The sequence below is a fragment of the Massilia sp. UYP34 genome (assembly GCF_056279385.1).
Genome location: NZ_JBWBRF010000008.1, coordinates 150033 through 166191 on the forward strand (window position 1 = coordinate 150033; position 16159 = coordinate 166191).

At 66.4% G+C, this 16159-nt stretch carries 13 protein-coding genes and 1 other RNA gene; 8 read left to right on the plus strand and 6 right to left on the minus strand.

The window, feature by feature from the left end:
• Positions 1–16: 16 nt before the first annotated feature.
• Both ACZ9AQ_RS14660 and ACZ9AQ_RS14665 read left to right on the plus strand, forming a co-directional pair.
• The gene (locus tag ACZ9AQ_RS14660) at positions 17–1243 is read left to right on the plus strand and encodes an ABC transporter substrate-binding protein (RefSeq protein ID WP_429204055.1); all 1227 of its coding nucleotides are present in this window, start codon (positions 17–19) and stop codon (positions 1241–1243) included.
• Between the two features lie 2 nt (positions 1244–1245).
• Positions 1246–2013: an ABC transporter permease gene (locus tag ACZ9AQ_RS14665; protein ID WP_429204053.1), complete on the plus strand. Its 768-nt coding sequence runs from the start codon at positions 1246–1248 to the stop codon at positions 2011–2013.
• Positions 2014–2144: 131 nt separating this feature from the next.
• Here the strand turns inward: ACZ9AQ_RS14665 and glpK are convergent, their stop codons facing one another.
• A complete protein-coding gene (glpK, locus tag ACZ9AQ_RS14670) occupies positions 2145–3638 on the minus strand; it encodes a glycerol kinase GlpK (protein ID WP_429204051.1) in 1494 nt (497 codons plus the stop codon).
• A gap of 95 nt (positions 3639–3733) precedes the next feature.
• Positions 3734–4082: RNase P RNA component class A (gene rnpB / locus ACZ9AQ_RS14675), an RNA gene on the minus strand.
• Between the two features lie 253 nt (positions 4083–4335).
• Between rnpB and ACZ9AQ_RS14680 the strand changes: the two genes are divergently transcribed.
• The 6 genes from ACZ9AQ_RS14680 to yghU all read left to right on the plus strand — a co-directional run bounded on the left by ACZ9AQ_RS14680 (position 4336) and on the right by yghU (position 11392).
• Positions 4336–6036 carry a thiamine pyrophosphate-binding protein gene (locus ACZ9AQ_RS14680; RefSeq protein ID WP_429204049.1) on the plus strand — a complete coding sequence of 567 codons (1701 nt, stop codon included), beginning with the start codon at positions 4336–4338 and terminating at the stop codon, positions 6034–6036.
• 106 nt (positions 6037–6142) lie between these two features.
• Positions 6143–7267, plus strand: a complete 1125-nt coding sequence (ftsY, locus tag ACZ9AQ_RS14685) for a signal recognition particle-docking protein FtsY (protein ID WP_429204047.1) — start codon at positions 6143–6145, stop codon at positions 7265–7267.
• A 13-nt stretch (positions 7268–7280) separates the two neighbouring features.
• Positions 7281–7952, plus strand: coding sequence for a cell division ATP-binding protein FtsE (locus ACZ9AQ_RS14690; protein WP_429204045.1), 672 nt, complete (start codon positions 7281–7283; stop codon positions 7950–7952).
• Positions 7949–8878, plus strand: coding sequence for a permease-like cell division protein FtsX (ftsX, locus tag ACZ9AQ_RS14695; RefSeq protein ID WP_429204043.1), 930 nt, complete (start codon positions 7949–7951; stop codon positions 8876–8878). The genes ACZ9AQ_RS14690 and ftsX overlap by 4 nt, the downstream gene beginning before the upstream one ends.
• Before the next feature lie 558 nt (positions 8879–9436).
• Positions 9437–10327, plus strand: a complete 891-nt coding sequence (gene rpoH / locus ACZ9AQ_RS14700; protein WP_429204042.1) for an RNA polymerase sigma factor RpoH — start codon at positions 9437–9439, stop codon at positions 10325–10327.
• A 216-nt stretch (positions 10328–10543) separates the two neighbouring features.
• Positions 10544–11392, plus strand: a complete 849-nt coding sequence (gene yghU / locus ACZ9AQ_RS14705; protein ID WP_429204040.1) for a glutathione-dependent disulfide-bond oxidoreductase — start codon at positions 10544–10546, stop codon at positions 11390–11392.
• Positions 11393–11395: 3 nt separating this feature from the next.
• On the opposite strand, the gene ACZ9AQ_RS14710 is transcribed toward yghU, so the two are convergent.
• From ACZ9AQ_RS14710 to ACZ9AQ_RS14725, 4 genes are all read right to left on the minus strand, one after another.
• Entirely contained in the window at positions 11396–12253 is an 858-nt protein-coding gene (locus ACZ9AQ_RS14710; protein WP_429204038.1) for an endonuclease/exonuclease/phosphatase family protein, read from the minus strand.
• Positions 12254–12539: 286 nt separating this feature from the next.
• Entirely contained in the window at positions 12540–13517 is a 978-nt protein-coding gene (locus ACZ9AQ_RS14715) for a T6SS immunity protein Tli4 family protein (RefSeq protein WP_429204037.1), read from the minus strand.
• Between the two features lie 104 nt (positions 13518–13621).
• Positions 13622–15301, minus strand: coding sequence for an esterase/lipase family protein (locus ACZ9AQ_RS14720; protein WP_429204035.1), 1680 nt, complete (start codon positions 15299–15301; stop codon positions 13622–13624).
• Positions 15302–15437: 136 nt separating this feature from the next.
• Positions 15438–16100, minus strand: a complete 663-nt coding sequence (locus ACZ9AQ_RS14725) for a winged helix-turn-helix transcriptional regulator (RefSeq protein ID WP_429204033.1) — start codon at positions 16098–16100, stop codon at positions 15438–15440.
• Positions 16101–16159 lie beyond the last annotated feature (59 nt).

The following is a 16159-nucleotide window of genomic DNA, read 5'->3' on the forward strand; positions in this document are numbered from 1 at the left end:
ATAACAAGGAAAACCCATGAGCAACCCGATCCACATCTGCGCTTCTTCCGACTGCGATTGCGGCATGAGCCGGCGCGACTTCCTGCGCATGTCGGCCCTGACCGGCGCCGCGGCGGCGTCGCCGCTGCTGTTCGCGGGCGACGCGATGGCGCAGAACTTCAAGGGCGACGACCAGCCGGTGAAGATCGGTTACCTTCCGATCACCGACGCCGCCCCGTTGCTGGTGGCGCACGGCCGCAAGCTGTTCGAGCAGCAGGGCCTGAAGGTCGAGACGCCGCGCCTGTTCCGCAGCTGGGCCCAGATCGTCGAGGCGTTCGTGGCCGGCCAGGTCAACGTGATCCACCTGCTGTCGCCGGCGACCCTGTGGGTGCGCTACGGTTCGAAATTCCCGGCCAAGGTGGTGGCCTGGAACCACATCAACGGCTCCGCTCTGACGGTGCAGAACGAGATCAACTCGGTGCCCGAGCTCGGCGGCAAGACGATCGCGATCCCGTTCTGGTACTCGATCCACAACATCCTGCTGCAGAAGATCCTCACCGCGAACAAACTGAGCGTGGTCACCCGCGCGCGCGGCGCCGCGCTCAAGCCGAACGAAGTCAACCTGATCGTGCTGGCGCCGTCCGAGATGGTGTCGGCGCTGGCGACCAAGTCGATCGCCGGCTACATCGTGGCCGAGCCGTTCAACGCGGTGGCCGAAAATGCGAAGATCGGCAAGGTGCTGCGCTTCTCGGGCGACGTCTGGAAGAACCACGCCTGCTGCGTGACCTTCCTGGCCGAGCGCGACCTGAACGACAAGCCGGAATGGTCGCAGCGCGTGACCAACGCCATCGTCAATGCCCAGCTGTGGTCGCGCTCGAACCAGGTGGAAACCGCCAAGCTGCTGGCCGCCACTGGCCCGAACAAGTACACCCCGCACAATCTGCAGGCGCTGACCAAGGTGCTGGCCACCACCGATTATTCGGACTACGAAAAGCGCCGCATCGTGGCCCACCCGGCCTGGAACCAGCGCCGCATCGACTTCCAGCCGTTCCCGTTCGCGTCGTATACGGAGGAACTGGTGCGCGCCATCGGCCAGACCAAGGTCGAGGGCGACATCAGCTTCCTGGCCAGGCTCGATCCGAAGTTCGTGGCGAAAGACCTGGTCGACGACCGCTTCGTGCGCAAGTCGATCGCCGCCGTGGGCGGCCCCGCCAAGTTCGGCCTGCCGGCGAACCTGCTGCGTACCGAAACGATCGCGGCTTGAGCATGCTGGGACGTTTCTTGTGGCCGGTCGCCGGCTTCGCGATCGCGCTGCTGCTGTGGTCCTGGGGCGCCAAGGGCCTGGAACAAAGCACGCCGATCGCCACCATGTTCGCCCCGATGGAAACCTTCGAGGCTTTCCGCGTCATGGTGCTGGGGCCGGACATCTGGGTGCACGTGGCCACCAGCCTGAAGCGCGTGGCCGTGGGCCTGGGCTTCGCCATCCTGTTCGGCGTGCCGCTCGGGATCCTGATCGGCATGTCGAAGGCCTTCAGCCAGGCCAGCACGCCGCTGTTCCAGCTGCTGCGCATGGTCTCGCCGCTGTCGTGGATGCCGCTGGCGGTGATGGTACTGGGCGTCGGCGACGCGCCGGTCTACTTCCTGCTGGGATTCGCCGCGGTGTGGCCGCTGATGCTCAGCACCGCCGCCGGCGTGGCCCAGCTCGACCCCAACTGGATGCTGCTGGCGCGCTCGCTGTCGGCCACCAAATGGGAAGTCGTCTGGCGCCTGGTGCTGCCCGGGATCACGGCGCAGATCCTGACCGGCGTGCGCCTGGCGATCGGCATCATCTGGATCGTGCTGGTGCCGGCCGAGATGCTGGGCGTGTCCGCCGGCCTCGGTTACTTCATCCTCGATACGCGCGACCGCCTGGCGTATTCGGAACTGACCGCCGCCATCATCCTGATCGGCCTGCTGGGTTACGCGCTCGACTACGCGGCGCGCTTCGTGCACGCGCGCTGGCTGCATGCAAGGCCGTCCGATCCGCTGCGCTGATGCTTCTCCTCCCCGCCTCGCGCGGGGAGTCTTCCCTTGCCTCACAACGTCGGCTGCACCGTGATCATAGCGCGGTAGTTGCCTGGCGTCGGTGCTCCCGGAAGTGGGACGAAACCGCTACGACTACCCGTCTACCCGTGCGGCGCGGCCCAGGAACGCGCATGCCCGACCGCCCGCGCCCAGCGCGCCATCAGCTCGGCGCGCCGGCCGGCGTCCATCGCCGGCTCGTAACGGCGCTCGACCTGCCATTGCGCCTCGATCGCCTCCAGCGATTCCCAATAGCCGCAGGCCTGGCCGGCCAGGTAGGCCGCGCCCAGCGCCGTGGTTTCGGTGACGCGCGGGCGCACCACCTCGACGCCGAGCAGATCGGCCTGGAACTGCATCAGCAAGTCGTTGCGCGCGGCGCCGCCGTCGGCGCGCAGCTCGGTGACCGCGCAGGCGGCGTCCTTCTGCATGGCCGCCAGCAGCTCGGCGCTCTGGTAGGCGATGGCCTCGACCGCGGCGCGCGCGATATGGGCGGCGCTGGTTCCGCGCGTCATGCCGAGGACGGCGCCGCGCGCATACGGATCCCAGTGCGGCGCGCCGAGGCCGGTGAAGGCCGGCACCAGCATCACGCCGCCGCTGTCGGGCACGCTGGCGGCGAGGGCCTCCACCTCGTGCGACTGGCGGATGACGCCCAGGCCGTCGCGCAGCCATTGCACGGTGGCGCCGCCCATGAACACGCTGCCCTCGAGCAGGTAGTCGGTGCGGTCCCCGACCGTCCAGCCGACCGTCGCCAGCAGGCGATTGCGCGAGACTGGTGGACGGTCGCCGGCATGCATCAGCATGAAGCAGCCGGTGCCGTAGGTATTCTTGACCAGTCCCTTGCGGTGGCAGGCTTGCCCGAAGGTGGCGGCCTGCTGGTCGCCGGCGATGCCGGCGATCGGGATCGCATGGCCGAACCACTCCTCGGCGGTCAGCCCGACGGCGCCGGCGCTGGGAACGACCTCGGGCAGCAGCGCGCGCGGGATGTCGAACAGCGCCAGCAGGTCGTCGTCCCAGGCCAGCGCATGGATGTTGAACAGCATCGTGCGCGCGGCATTGCTGGTGTCGGTGACGTGGCGCCCGCACAGGCGCCAGACCAGCCAGCTGTCGACGGTGCCGAAGGCCAGTTCGCCCTTCTCGGCCCGGCTGCGCGCGCCGGGAACGTGGTCGAGCAGCCATTGCAATTTGGTGGCGGCGAAATAGGCGTCGAGTTCGAGGCCAGAACGCTCCTGGATGAACGCGGCCTTGCCCGCTTCGCGCAGGCGGTCGCACGCGCCGGCGGTACGCCGGTCCTGCCACACGATGGCGTTGGCCACCGGTTCACCGGTGGCGCGGTCCCACAGGAGCGTGGTCTCGCGCTGGTTGGCGATGCCGATCGCGGCGACCTGCGCGGCCTGGACGCCGCCTTGCGCCAGCGCCTCGCGCGCGCAGGCGAGCTGGCTGCGCCAGATGTCGAGCGGGTCGTGCTCGACCCAGCCGGGCTGGGGAAAATGCTGGGGGAATTCGCGCTGGCAACTGGCCACAGGCAGGCCGGCGCGATCGAACAGGATGGCGCGCGAGCTGGTCGTGCCCTGGTCGAGGGCGAGGATGTACTGAGTCAATCGTGTCTCCGGACAGCGTGGCCGGCGCGGAACGCGAGGCGATCGGCCCGGACGACCGTCAACGACGCACGTCGGTCACGTGCGCCAGGAATTATAAGTAAAGCAGGCCGATAGGCCGGATTCTGTGTAACGCCACCTTGCGGTGGCGCATGGACAGCCATTCCTCTAGGCGCTGGATTACTCCAGCGCTCAAGCTTCCTACCCGCACGCTCCGCGAGCAACATCAACGCGTGCCTATTTGGAATTGCTCCAGGTGGAGGTTACCGCGTTTCACCGTAACTGAATACGCTCGTCTCTGTGGCCCTATTCCTCGCCTTATACCGCTGGCTTGCGCCAGACGGCTTTCAGCGGACGGCCGTTAACCGTCACCCCGCTCTGTGGAGTCCGGACCTTCCTCCCGTCCACGACCTTGCGGCGTGGACCAGCGACTGCCTGGCCTGCTTCACGGGCGCATTGTACCCGATGCGGGGTCGCACCGGGCGGTCGCGACGCAATCGGCGTCGCCGGGCCCGCCACCAGCCGGGGCGCGCCGGTTGAGTCAGCGCAAGCACCAACGTCGACAGCACGGATGGCCCGGCGATCCAGGCCCCGCCATCGCCTTGCCGTTTCTGTAATTTGATGTCGCCATTTCAAAAGCCGTTCCCGGGCCGCTCGCCTAGAATGCCGGGAGGGCCTCTTTGACAAGGATGACACTCCCATGACGCACCCTTCCCGCACCGGCGGCCAGCTCCTGGTCGATGCGCTCCACGTCCACGGCGTCGACACCGCCTTCGGTGTCCCCGGCGAAAGCTACCTGGACGTGCTCGATGCGCTGCACGACTCGAACATCCGCTTCGTGATCAACCGCCAGGAAGGGGGTGCGGCCTTCATGGCCGAGGCCTACGGCAAGATGACGGGTAAACCCGGCGTCTGCTTCGTCACCCGTGGTCCCGGCGCCACCAATGCCTCGATCGGCGTGCACACCGCCTATCAAGACTCCACGCCGCTGATCCTGTTCATCGGCCAGGTCGGCAACGACTTCGTCGACCGCGAAGCGTTCCAGGAAATCGACTACCGGCGCATGTATGGCCAGATGGCGAAATGGGTGGCCCAGATCGACCGCGCCGAGCGCATCCCGGAATACCTGGCGCGCGCCTTCCAGGTGGCCACCAGCGGCCGTCCCGGCCCGGTGGTATTGGCGCTGCCCGAAGACATGCTGGTCTCGACGGCGGCCGTGCCGGACACCCGCCCCTACCAGCCGTCGCACGGCGCCCCAATGGGCGAGCAGATCGCCCGCCTGCGCGCCATGCTGCAGCAAGCGAAGCGTCCGGTCGTGCTGCTCGGCGGCGGCACCTGGAACGCGCAGGCCTGCGCCGACCTGGCCCGCTTCGCCGAGGCCAACTACTTGCCGGTGGGCTGCACCTTCCGCTTCCAGGACCTGCTCGACAACGCGCACCCGAACTACGTCGGCGACGTCGGCATCGGCATCAACCCCAGGCTGGCCGCGCGCGTGAAAGAGGCCGACCTCGTGGTCGCCATCGGCCCGCGCCTGGGCGAGATGACGACCGGCGGCTACACGCTGCTCGATTCGCCGGTGCCACGCCAGCGCCTGGTCCACATCCATCCGGACCCCGAGGAGCTCGGCAGCGTCTACCAGGCCGAACTCATGATCGCCAGCGGCATGCCGCAAGCCTGCGCGATGCTGGCCGCGATGGCGCCGGTCGACGCCACGGCCTGGCAAGACAGCGTGGCCGAGGCCAGAATGGACCTGGCCGCCTGGCAGGCCCAGCCCGCGCTGCTGCAGCAAGGCGTGCCGCTCGACCTGTGGCAGGTGGTGCAGGACTTGATGGCCCAGTTGCCGCACGACGCCGTCGTCACCAACGGCGCCGGCAACTACGCCTCGTGGGCCCACCGCTTTTATCGCTACGGCGGCATGCGCACCCAACTGGCGCCCACCAATGGCGCGATGGGTTACGCCGTGCCGGCCGGCGTGGCCGCCAAGATCGTGTGGCCGGAGCGCACCGTGGTGACCTTCGCCGGCGACGGCGAGTTCATGATGACGGGGCAAGAGCTGGCGACCGCCGTCCAGTACGGCGCCGGCGTGGTGATCCTGGTGTTCAACAACAATATGTTCGGCACCATCCGCATGCACCAGGAACGCAGCTATCCGGGCCGCGTGTCGGGCACCGGCCTGCACAATCCGGACTTCGCCGCCCTGGCGCGCGCCTACGGCGGCCATGGGGAAGTCGTCGACAAGACCGGGGATTTCGCGCCGGCGCTGCGCCGCGCGCTCGCGCATGCCGAACAGCACAAGTTGCCGGCCGTGATCGAACTGCGCTACGACGGCAACCTGATCACGCCGAACGCCACGCTGGAGACGATCCGCCAGCAGGCGCAAAGCACCAGGGCCGGCCATTGAACGCTCGTGCGCAATCGGGGTCCGTATTGCTGCTCTGGTAAAATATTGGCTAGTTTTTCATCGCCGGCCACGCCGGCGTCCGCACGCAGTCCCGCCACCAGACACTATGTTTAGCTTCTTCAAGAGAAAAAAAGCGCCTGAAACACCGGCGCCGGAACCGGTCGTGCCGGCCGCGCCGCCTGCGTCCGCACCCGCTTCTCCCCCTGCCTCTGCCCCTGCGCCTGCCCCTGCGCCCATCGCCGCGCCCCCGGTCGTCGCCCAAGCCAGCGTCCTGCACGAGGGCGCCGACCTGTTCCCGGAAACCGCCGAACGCCCGACCACCGAGGCCGAAAAGAAGACCTCGTGGATGGCGCGCCTGAAGGCCGGCCTGTCCAAGACCTCGAGCAACCTGTCCCTGCTGTTCGTCGGCGCCCGCATCGACGAAGACCTGTACGAGGAACTCGAGGCGGCGCTCCTGATGTCCGACGCCGGCATGGACGCCACCGAGCACCTGCTGGGCGAATTGCGGCGCAAGGTCAAGGAAGACAAGTTGCTGGACGCCGCCGCCGTCAAGGCCGCGCTCAAGGAGCTGATGATCGACCTGCTCCTGCCGTTGCAAAAGCCGCTGGAACTGGGCCGCCACGCACCGCTGGTGATGATGATCTCGGGCGTCAACGGCGCCGGCAAGACCACCACCATCGGCAAGCTGGCCAAGCACATGCAAGGCTTCGACCAGTCGGTGCTGCTGGCCGCCGGCGACACCTTCCGCGCCGCCGCGCGCGAGCAATTGATGGTCTGGGGCCAGCGCAACAACGTCACCGTGATCTCGCAGCAGTCGGGCGATCCGGCCGCCGTCGCCTTCGACGCGGTACAGTCGGGCAAGGCGCGCGGCACCGACGTCGTGATGGTCGACACCGCCGGCCGCCTGCCGACCCAGCTGCACCTGATGGAAGAGCTCAAGAAGATCAAGCGCGTGATCGGCAAGGGCATGGACGGCGCGCCGCACGAAACCCTGCTCGTCATCGACGGCAATACCGGCCAGAACGCGTTGGCCCAGGTAAAGGCCTTCGACGACGCCCTGCAACTGACCGGCCTGGTCGTGACCAAGCTGGACGGCACCGCCAAGGGCGGCGTGCTGGCGGCGATCGCCCGCACCCGTCCGATCCCCGTGTACTTCATCGGCGTCGGCGAGAAGCTGGAAGACTTGCAGCCGTTCAACGCCGAAGAATTCGTCGAAGCGCTGCTCGGCTGACAGGCAAGGACCCATGATCGCATTCCAGTCGGTATCCAAACAGTACACCCACGGCGATGCGCGCGGCGCGTATGCGCTGCACGACGTCTCGCTCGACATCGCCAAGGGCGAGCTGGTCTACCTGGCCGGCCCCTCGGGCGCCGGCAAGTCGACCCTCATGAAGATGGTGGCGGCGGTGGAGCGTCCCAGCAGCGGCAAGGTGATCGTCAACGGCCAGGACATCGGCCGCATCAAGCCGGCCGGGATTCCGTTCCTGCGCCGGAACATCGGCATCATTTTCCAGCAGCAGCGCCTGCTCAACGACCGCACCATCCTGGCCAACACCATGCTGCCCCTCCTGGTGACGGGCGCCCGCACCGCGGACGCCGCACAGCGCGCACGCGCCGCGCTCGACCGGGTCGGCCTGCTCGACCGCGCCAAAGCGATGCCGCTCGAACTGTCGGGCGGCGAACAGCAGCGGGTCGCGGTCGCGCGCGCGATCGTCAACCGGCCGCAAATCATCCTGGCCGACGAACCGACCGCCAATCTCGACCGCGTGGCGGCCGACAAGGTGCTCGATGCGCTGCGCGCCTTCCACGCCGCCGGCGTCACCTGCGTCATTTCGACCCATGACGAACAAGTGCTTGACGGCGCCGCCCGCGTCATCCGCCTCGATCAGGGCCAGCTGGTCGGAGGTGCGGCATGAGCCCGTGGCTGCGCCAGCACCGCTTCGCCCTCGGGGCCGCGCTGTCGACGGTGCGCAAGTCGCCCGGCAGCTTCCTGTTCAACGTGCTGGTGGTCGCACTGGCGCTGACCCTGCCGTTCGCGGGCCTCACGCTGCTCGACAATGTGCGTCCCTTGTCCGAGCAATTGTCGGTCGATCCCGAGATCAGCCTGTTCATGCGCGACGACGCCAGCCGCGCCGATGCCGAAGCGCTGGCGCCGCGGATCCGCCAGATCGTCGCGCCGCAGGGTGGGAAAGAGGCGGACATCGCCTTCGTGCCGCGCGAGCAGGCGCTCGCTTCGCTCAAGGAGCGTAGCGGCCTGGGCGACGTGCTCGAAACCCTGGGCGACAATCCCTTGCCTGACAGCTATGTCATGACACTGGCCGGCTTCGCCGGCGTCGGCGCCGCCGACCAGGTGGACCTGATCGCCGAACGCCTGGGCGAACTGCCGGGCGTGGAGACGGTGCAGGTCGATTCGGCCTGGGTCAAGCGCCTGGCCGCGATGCTGGCCATCCTGCGCCTGGCGCTGCTGTTGCTGGCGGCCACCCTGGGCATCGTGGTGATCGCGGTCGTGTTCAATACGATCCGCCTGCAGGTGCTGACCCAGAAAGAAGAAATCTCGGTCTCGACGTTGCTGGGCGCGACGGGCGATTTCATCCACCGTCCGTTCTTCTACACCGGCGCCCTGCTCGGCCTGTGCGCCGGCGTGGTGGCGCTGGGCGTGGTGACCCTGGCCCTGCGCCCGCTCAATGGCGCGATTGGGGAGTTCGCGCGTCTGTACGGCTCGAATTTCCAGTTGATGCCGCTGGGTGGACTGGAAGTGGCCGGCCTGCTGGCAACCAGTGCCGGACTGGGCCTGATCGGCGCCCTGCTGTCGGTGCGGCGCCACCTGGCGCGCCAGCGCTGACCGCGGTCCTACAGAGTTGCAGCGAAAAAACAGCCGGGATGGTATTGAAAAAGCGATAAGCGTCACCATGTTGGTAGTATGGCGAGGCGGCCCTCCTGTGCGGCCGCCTGCCCCGTTACCGGACGAGACCACGCCGCGTGACATCGCAATACGTCCTACGGCCTAGCTGCCATCCCCTACGCCTCTACGCGCCTCAGTCCTACAGACCGCGCTGGGGCTAGGTGCGCCATTCAACAGAATACGTGCAACTACGGCCGTAACCTGTGTCTAACGTTATTCCAGTCATTCTTGGCTCACTTCTGAGCTAAATCAACTGGGCATGCAAAACCTGCTCTACAGTGGAACCGTCGGCAATTTGATTCCACAGAGCAATACTTTGAACACTCTTAAGCGCCGGGACCACTTCTGGCACTCACCCCGGGGGAGTGCTAATATATAGTCCAAGGCAATCGGAAATTCAAGTCAAGCATCCGGGTAACAAGCCGTAACAGTGGTGCCATAAGGCAATGAGCTGTGGCACATTGTGGATGCAGCAAGATTACTAAGAGGGAAATGAATATGTCCGCACAATCCGCATTGGTTCCGACCAGCAATCGTGCTCTGGGACTCGGTTTCACCGGCAATCTGGGCAACATCGACGCGTATATCTCGGCCGTCAACCGCCTGCCGATGCTCACGCACGAAGAAGAGGTATCGCTGGCCAAGCGGCTGCGCGACGACCACGATCTCGACGCCGCGCAAAAACTGGTGCTGTCGCACCTGCGCCTGGTGGTGTCGATCGCGCGCGGCTACCTGGGCTACGGCCTGCCACACGCCGACCTGATCCAGGAAGGCAATATCGGCCTGATGAAGGCAGTCAAGCGCTTCGACCCGAACCAGGGCGTGCGCCTGGTGTCGTACGCCATGCACTGGATCAAGGCCGAGATGCATGAATACATCCTCAAGAACTGGCGCCTGGTGAAGGTCGCCACGACCAAGGCCCAGCGCAAGCTGTTCTTCAACCTGCGCAGCAACAAGACCGGCCTGGATGCGATGTCCCCTGGCCAGGTCGACGACCTCGCCAAGCTGCTGGGCGTCAAGCGCGAAGAAGTGATCGAGATGGAAACCCGTCTGTCGGGCCGCGACATCGCGCTGGAATCGCCGACCGACGACGAAGACGACAAATTCTCGCCGATCGCCTACCTGTCGTCGGACCAGCAGGAACCGACCAAGGTCCTTGAGGCCGAGCAGGTCACCCGCCTGCAGTCCGAAGGCCTGGAAACGGCGCTGGGCAAGCTCGACCCGCGTTCGCGCCGCATCATCGAGGCGCGCTGGCTGGCCAACGACGACGGCTCGGGCGCCACGCTGCATACGCTGGCCGAAGAGTTCAGCGTGTCGGCAGAGCGCATCCGCCAGATCGAATCGGCCGCGCTCAAGAAGATGAAAGGTGCGCTGGCGGCTTACGTGTAAGCCGGCCTGCCTTCCTCCCCCCAAAAACCCGCTTCGGCGGGTTTTTGCTTTGGCGCCGGTCGCGCGCCGTATTTTCCCCTGCGCCAAGGCGGCAAGCGCCGCGCATCCTGCAACCAGCGGGCGCGCCTTCGCCTTCCCGTTTTCGGCCGCCGCCAACGGATTGTCGCTGCTTTGGCTAGAATGAATTCTTTGTCACGGCAAGTTCAAGGAGAGCACATGGCTGACCAAGCATCGTACGTCCCACCGACAGTCTGGACCCCGCCCGCCTCGTCGGGCGGCGCCTTCGCCAGCATCAACCGCCCGGTCGCGGGCCCGACCCACGACAAGGACCTCCCGGTCGGCAAGCATCCGCTGCAGCTGTACTCGCTGGCCACGCCGAACGGCGTGAAGGTGACGATCCTGCTGGAAGAATTGCTGGCGGCCGGCCACGCCGGCGCCGAGTACGATGCCTGGCTCATCCGCATCAACGAAGGCATGCAGTTCTCGAGCGGTTTCGTCGAGGCCAATCCGAATTCGAAGATCCCGGCCCTGGTCGACCGCAGCGCGGACCTGGCAGCGCCGGTGCGCGTGTTCGAATCCGGCTCGATCCTGGTCTACCTGGCCGAGAAATTCGGCGCCTTCCTGCCCAGGGATGGCGTGGCGCGCGCCGAGACCATGAACTGGCTGTTCTGGCAGATGGGTTCGGCGCCCTTCGTCGGCGGCGGCTTCGGTCACTTCTATGCCTATGCGCCGGAAAAGCTGCAGTACCCGATCGACCGCTATGCGATGGAAACCAAGCGCCAGCTCGACGTGCTCGACCGCCACCTGGCCGGCAAGCGCTTCGTCGCGGGCGACGAATACACGATCGCCGACATGGCGATCTGGCCCTGGTATGGCGGCCTGGTGCTGGGCCAGCTGTACGAGGCCGCCCAGTTCCTGTCGGTGCACGAGTACGCGCACGTCAAACGCTGGGCCGACGAGATCGCCGCACGGCCGGCCGTCATCCGCGGACGCAAGGTCAACCGCGCGTTCGGACCGGACGCCGACCAGGTCCACGAGCGGCACGACGCGGCCGACCTCGACTGAGCGCTACCTGAACCGCACCCGCGCGAGCACCGGATGGTGGTCGGACGGATAGCGGCCGTGGAGCGAGTCGCTCAGGGCCGCATACTTGAGCACCTCGAAGTGGCGGTCGACGTAGACGTAGTCGATGCGGTCCTGCATCGGCGCGTCGAAGCGAAAGCCGTGATAGGTGCCGACCGGCCCGTAGGGCGGCGTCCGGCTCACCTGGTAGGCGTCGCGCAGGGTCGTCGCCATCGCCCGCATCTGCGCCGTATCGGGCGTCGAATTGAAGTCGCCGACGCAGATCGCCGGTTCGCCGCGGCTGATCTCGGCGATCTTGCGCAGCAACAGGTCGCTGGACGCACGGCGGGCGACGACGCCCTCGTGGTCGAAGTGCGCCGAGAACACGAACAGCACCCGGCCGCTGGCGCGCTCGCGCAGCCTGGCCCAGGACACGATGCGATGGCAGCAGGTCGCGTCCCACCCCAGCGAAGGCCGGTCGGGCGTCTCGCTGAGCCAGAAGTCGCCCTTGTCCAGCAGCGCGAAGCGGCTCTTGCGAAAGAAGATGGCCGAATGCTCGCCGGCCTGCCTGCCATCGTCGCGGCCGACGCCGACGTGGTCGAACTCCTCCATCGCCGCCAGGTCGGCGACCTGGCCGGCCAGGCCCTCCTGCGTGCCGACGATGTCGAATTCGTGATGGCGGATCAGCGCCTTGACCATCTCTTTGCGCGCCGGCCAGGCGTTGGGGCCATCCTGGGGATTGTCGTAGCGCAGGTTGAAGCTGGCGACGTTGATGGGCGCGCTCGCTTCGAATGCGGCGGCGGGCGCACAGGCCACACCGATCAGCACGGCAAATGCAGCGAACAGGGAAAAAACGGTCTTCATGGTGGCGGGCGTGGAGAAATTGTACCGGGGTCGAGTTAAGCATATCCGGCCGGCCATGCGGCCGAACGGGGGCCCGAAGCGCCGCGGTTTACGGTCTTTACTAAACAGTGCGGACGTTTTGCGCGCCCATGAGGCTTGCGCCATCGGCGCGTCCACGCGCAGTTTCCGAACTGCGAGGGCGCGGCGCCGACCCGCAGGGCGGTCGAGTTGTTGTCGCGGTGGTGGCTGAACCAGGCGCTGGATGCCAGGTCGGCGCCGGTTCCCACCGCCCGTTGCGCAACAGTGATCAAGTGCCCTCTGCCGCGCCGGCCTTGGGCGGCTGCGTGGGCCGTACGCGGATGCTGGAAATGATCTCGTCCCATAGCGCGAGGGCCGCTGGCTGCGACAGCGAGGATGGCACCGGCCCGTCGTCGCCACTGCCGGTCTTCATCATCAGGTGCACTTCGGGGACGAATACATTGTCTTGACTGCCGTCCACCTCCCATCGGAACCCGTAGATGATGGAAAAGTTCTCTTCGAGCACCTGTTCAACGAGTTCGTCACCGGTCAGGCCACCGATCGTACGCGGCGCGGCGCGCAGCTTCGTGAAACGGGCGCTGACGAACATGGGCGCCCGCGCGTGGGAGGCGGCAGCCCTCTCGAGCAGTCCCCTGCCTGGCTTGGTGCCCGCGGTCGTGTCGAACTTGATGTCGATGTCCGGGCGGCTCGGCAGGCCGGCCACCATCACGATCCGCTCGCCCTGGACGGCCTTGAGCGGTTCTCGCACATAGGCTTGGTCGAGGCAGAAACCAGGCTCGGAGGGCATGCGGTTGCCGGGGTTGGCCACAAGCTGGTGAACAAGCCTGACGAGGTTTTCCAAGGCCGCCTGCTGGAATTCCTTGCCCGCTACCTCGATGGTGATGCCATTGCCATGCATGTGCGCTTCGAGCGTGAAGTCCTCATAGCGATAGTGCCTCTCAGCGCTCGATGTATAAGCGCTGCCCTCGGTAACAACTCGCTCATGCATGAATATTGTTCCTGCAAGACCACTGTCGGTCTTCACATCCCTGACAATTTCCAGATTGTCGTTCCCACCAAGCCAGTCCGGTTTGGCCCTTATCTCCGCTTCCCGTTCTGCCAGCCGCGCGCTGAACGCCTCCGCGCTTTCTGCGGATGCACCGATGCTGAAGCCACTGATGTTTCCTGTGACGAAGCTGTATTGCGCTTCAGCCGGCAGGTCGATCAGCATCCTGCCGACACATACGGTTTGCATCTTTTCCGTCATCTTCGCCACCTCATATCTGTCCAGCACGGCGCCTACCGCCCACGTGCCCGTCAATGCCGCGAACACCACGGCCCATACCCGGGCCCACCTCTTCTGCAAATATCTCATTCGGGTAGCCCTTGTACGATCCTGACAATCAGGCGCAGCGTGAGCATCAGCATGTCCTCGCTCTTGTAGGCGTCCTGATGGTCATGGCCGCGTGTCTCGAACAACTGCCGGATATTGCCGGCCGGCCCAGCGCCGGACTGGTGTGGCACGGTGCCGTCGCCCCGGGTGTCGGGGGGTTCCGGCCTGAAGAGCATCTCGCAGCCGGGTTCGACGCCAACGAGCCGGCCTTCAGGGTAATGGTGGATGAACCTGCCTTCGTTGACGTTGGATGGGGTGAGGACGGTACGCGACGCGGGCGGTCTGCGCCCGGCCCAGCGCACCTGACCGAAGGCGCGTCGGTCGGGATCGGCCCCGTAGAAGGCATAGGTGTTGGGATGGTAGTAATTTCCCAAGTGCTGCTTATGGAAGCGCTCCGCTGTGTCGATGGCTTTCTCGATGGCGGCTTCCACAGTCCCATTCTTGTTCTCGGGCTTGTACTTCCCCGCCGGGTCGGCCAATGCAGGATCGACCAACCGATACCAGGACGTCAGGTCGCGATAAATTTTGTAGGGGTCGGGCTTGGCTTCGTTGGGCAGATGCAAACAATCGAGAACGGCATCCGGCACGGCCTGACTACCAGACGGCTGCCTGACGCTCACATGTAGCCACGGTCCCGGGTACAAGTGATTCGGAAGCAATTCGAGCGGACCGGGCGACGTTGCCAGTACGGGCGTGGTGTCGTGGGTCGTCGCGCCCAGAATCATCGCGGCGAAGCGGCCCACGAAGTCGTTGACCTCGGTGCCACAAGCCATCCGGCGGTAAGCGACGGGAGCACCCAGGGCCGGCATCACGCCATGGATCACGCCGGCGATCTTGTCAGGAATGCGTCTGGCGCAGGCGCGCGCGACCAGGCCGCCCATCGAGTGCGTCACTAGAATGACTTGCTCGCACTTGCGCTTGTGCGCCTTCCAATAGCCGATGATGTCGTCGATGCGCTGTTCAAGGCGCTGCGACGCCTCCTGCGCGCTGCGCAACCAGTGATATCCGGCGCCGTAGACCGGATAATGGTGGAGCGCATGCCGTTCCAGCTCGGCCTCGGTCAGCGGCTCCATGCGTGCGAAGCCCCACTTCGCAGGATCGCAGTCCATGACTTCCTGCCAGTGTGGCCGAACCCGCCGCATATCCTCCGCGTAGCGGCGGTAGAAGGTCTGGTTCAGGCGCGTTTCCAGCACACATAGCAGGTCGATGTAGGAACCGGCATGCAGCTCGCCCCACCAGCGCTCGCGCGCCAGTTGGGGGTGGACGTGCGGCCCCCACTGCTCGTGTCGGATGTGCGGTTCGCCGCCGTCGTCCACCTCCAGCGTCTCGGGATCGAGCAGCCGCTGGCGCTGGCCGGGATCGTATTGATCCCAGACCAGCGCATCCCACAATCCGCCAGGCCTCGTGTTGGGCGGCCGCCAGGCTGGCTTGCCAGGCTTGACCTCGTCGTTCACTTCTTCCCGCGAGCGTGGCTTGCTCTTTGCCCTGAGGTTGGTCCCCATGATGCCGGGAACGACGATCACGGGCACGGTGCTCCTCGGGGGCATCAATGCCAGGCCTCGGATCTTGAAGTCGATCGGGGTGGCGACGGACATCGCCTGCCAGCCCCCGTCGGGCAAGGGCAGCAGAGGCCGCAAGGGGCGTGTCGGTTCGGACATGGACGCGGAAGGCTGCTCGTATCGTCAAGATCGCGATACTGACATGCGAACGCCAGCGCTTTCTTGCGAAGACACAACAGACTAGCCGCCCTCACTCGGCGAAAAAAGATTCCCGAGGATGGCGTCAGGCCACCGTTCAGGCCGGCGACAGCATGTAGCCGGCGCCGCGCACCGTCTTGATCAGCGACTTGGCCCGCCCCAGCGCCTTGCGCAGGCGCAGCACGTGCACGTCCACCGTGCGCTGGTCGAGCGACGCGTGGGCTTCCCACAGCTGTTCGAGCAGCTGGGCGCGCGTAAACACCTGGCCCGGATGGCACAGCAAGAAACGCAGCAGCCGGTATTCGGCGTGCCTGACCTCGACCTTGTGGTTGCCGACCCGCACGCTGCAGCTGAGCGGATCGAGCACCAGACGGCCCGAGCGCAACAGGCGCGAGCCGGGCGACAGCTCGCGCGCGGGTTCGAGCGGGGCCTGGGGAATGAATTCGGGATGGGGGACGGGCGCCGGCAGGCTGGCGGGACGTTCGCCCTCCGCGCATTGCGCCGCCAGCAGGATCACCGGCTGCGCGCGCAGGCGGCGGTCGCCGCGCAGGCGCGCCAGCAGGCGCATGCCGCCTTCATTGCGCAGCATCGATTCCTGCAGCAACAGTTCCGGGCGTTCGCGCCCGATGAAGTCCCAGGCATGCGCCAGGCTCGGCACGTCATGCCAGACCCACTCGTCCTCGTGCAGCGAGAACTTGAGCAGCTCGGCAATGGCCGGCTTGTCGTCGATCACCAGGACGATCGTGTTCGCCGTTGTCATGGGATGCCCAAAAAGAGAGGTTTTGCGTTGTTGCGACGCACGGTGCGCGCCCCAACGAC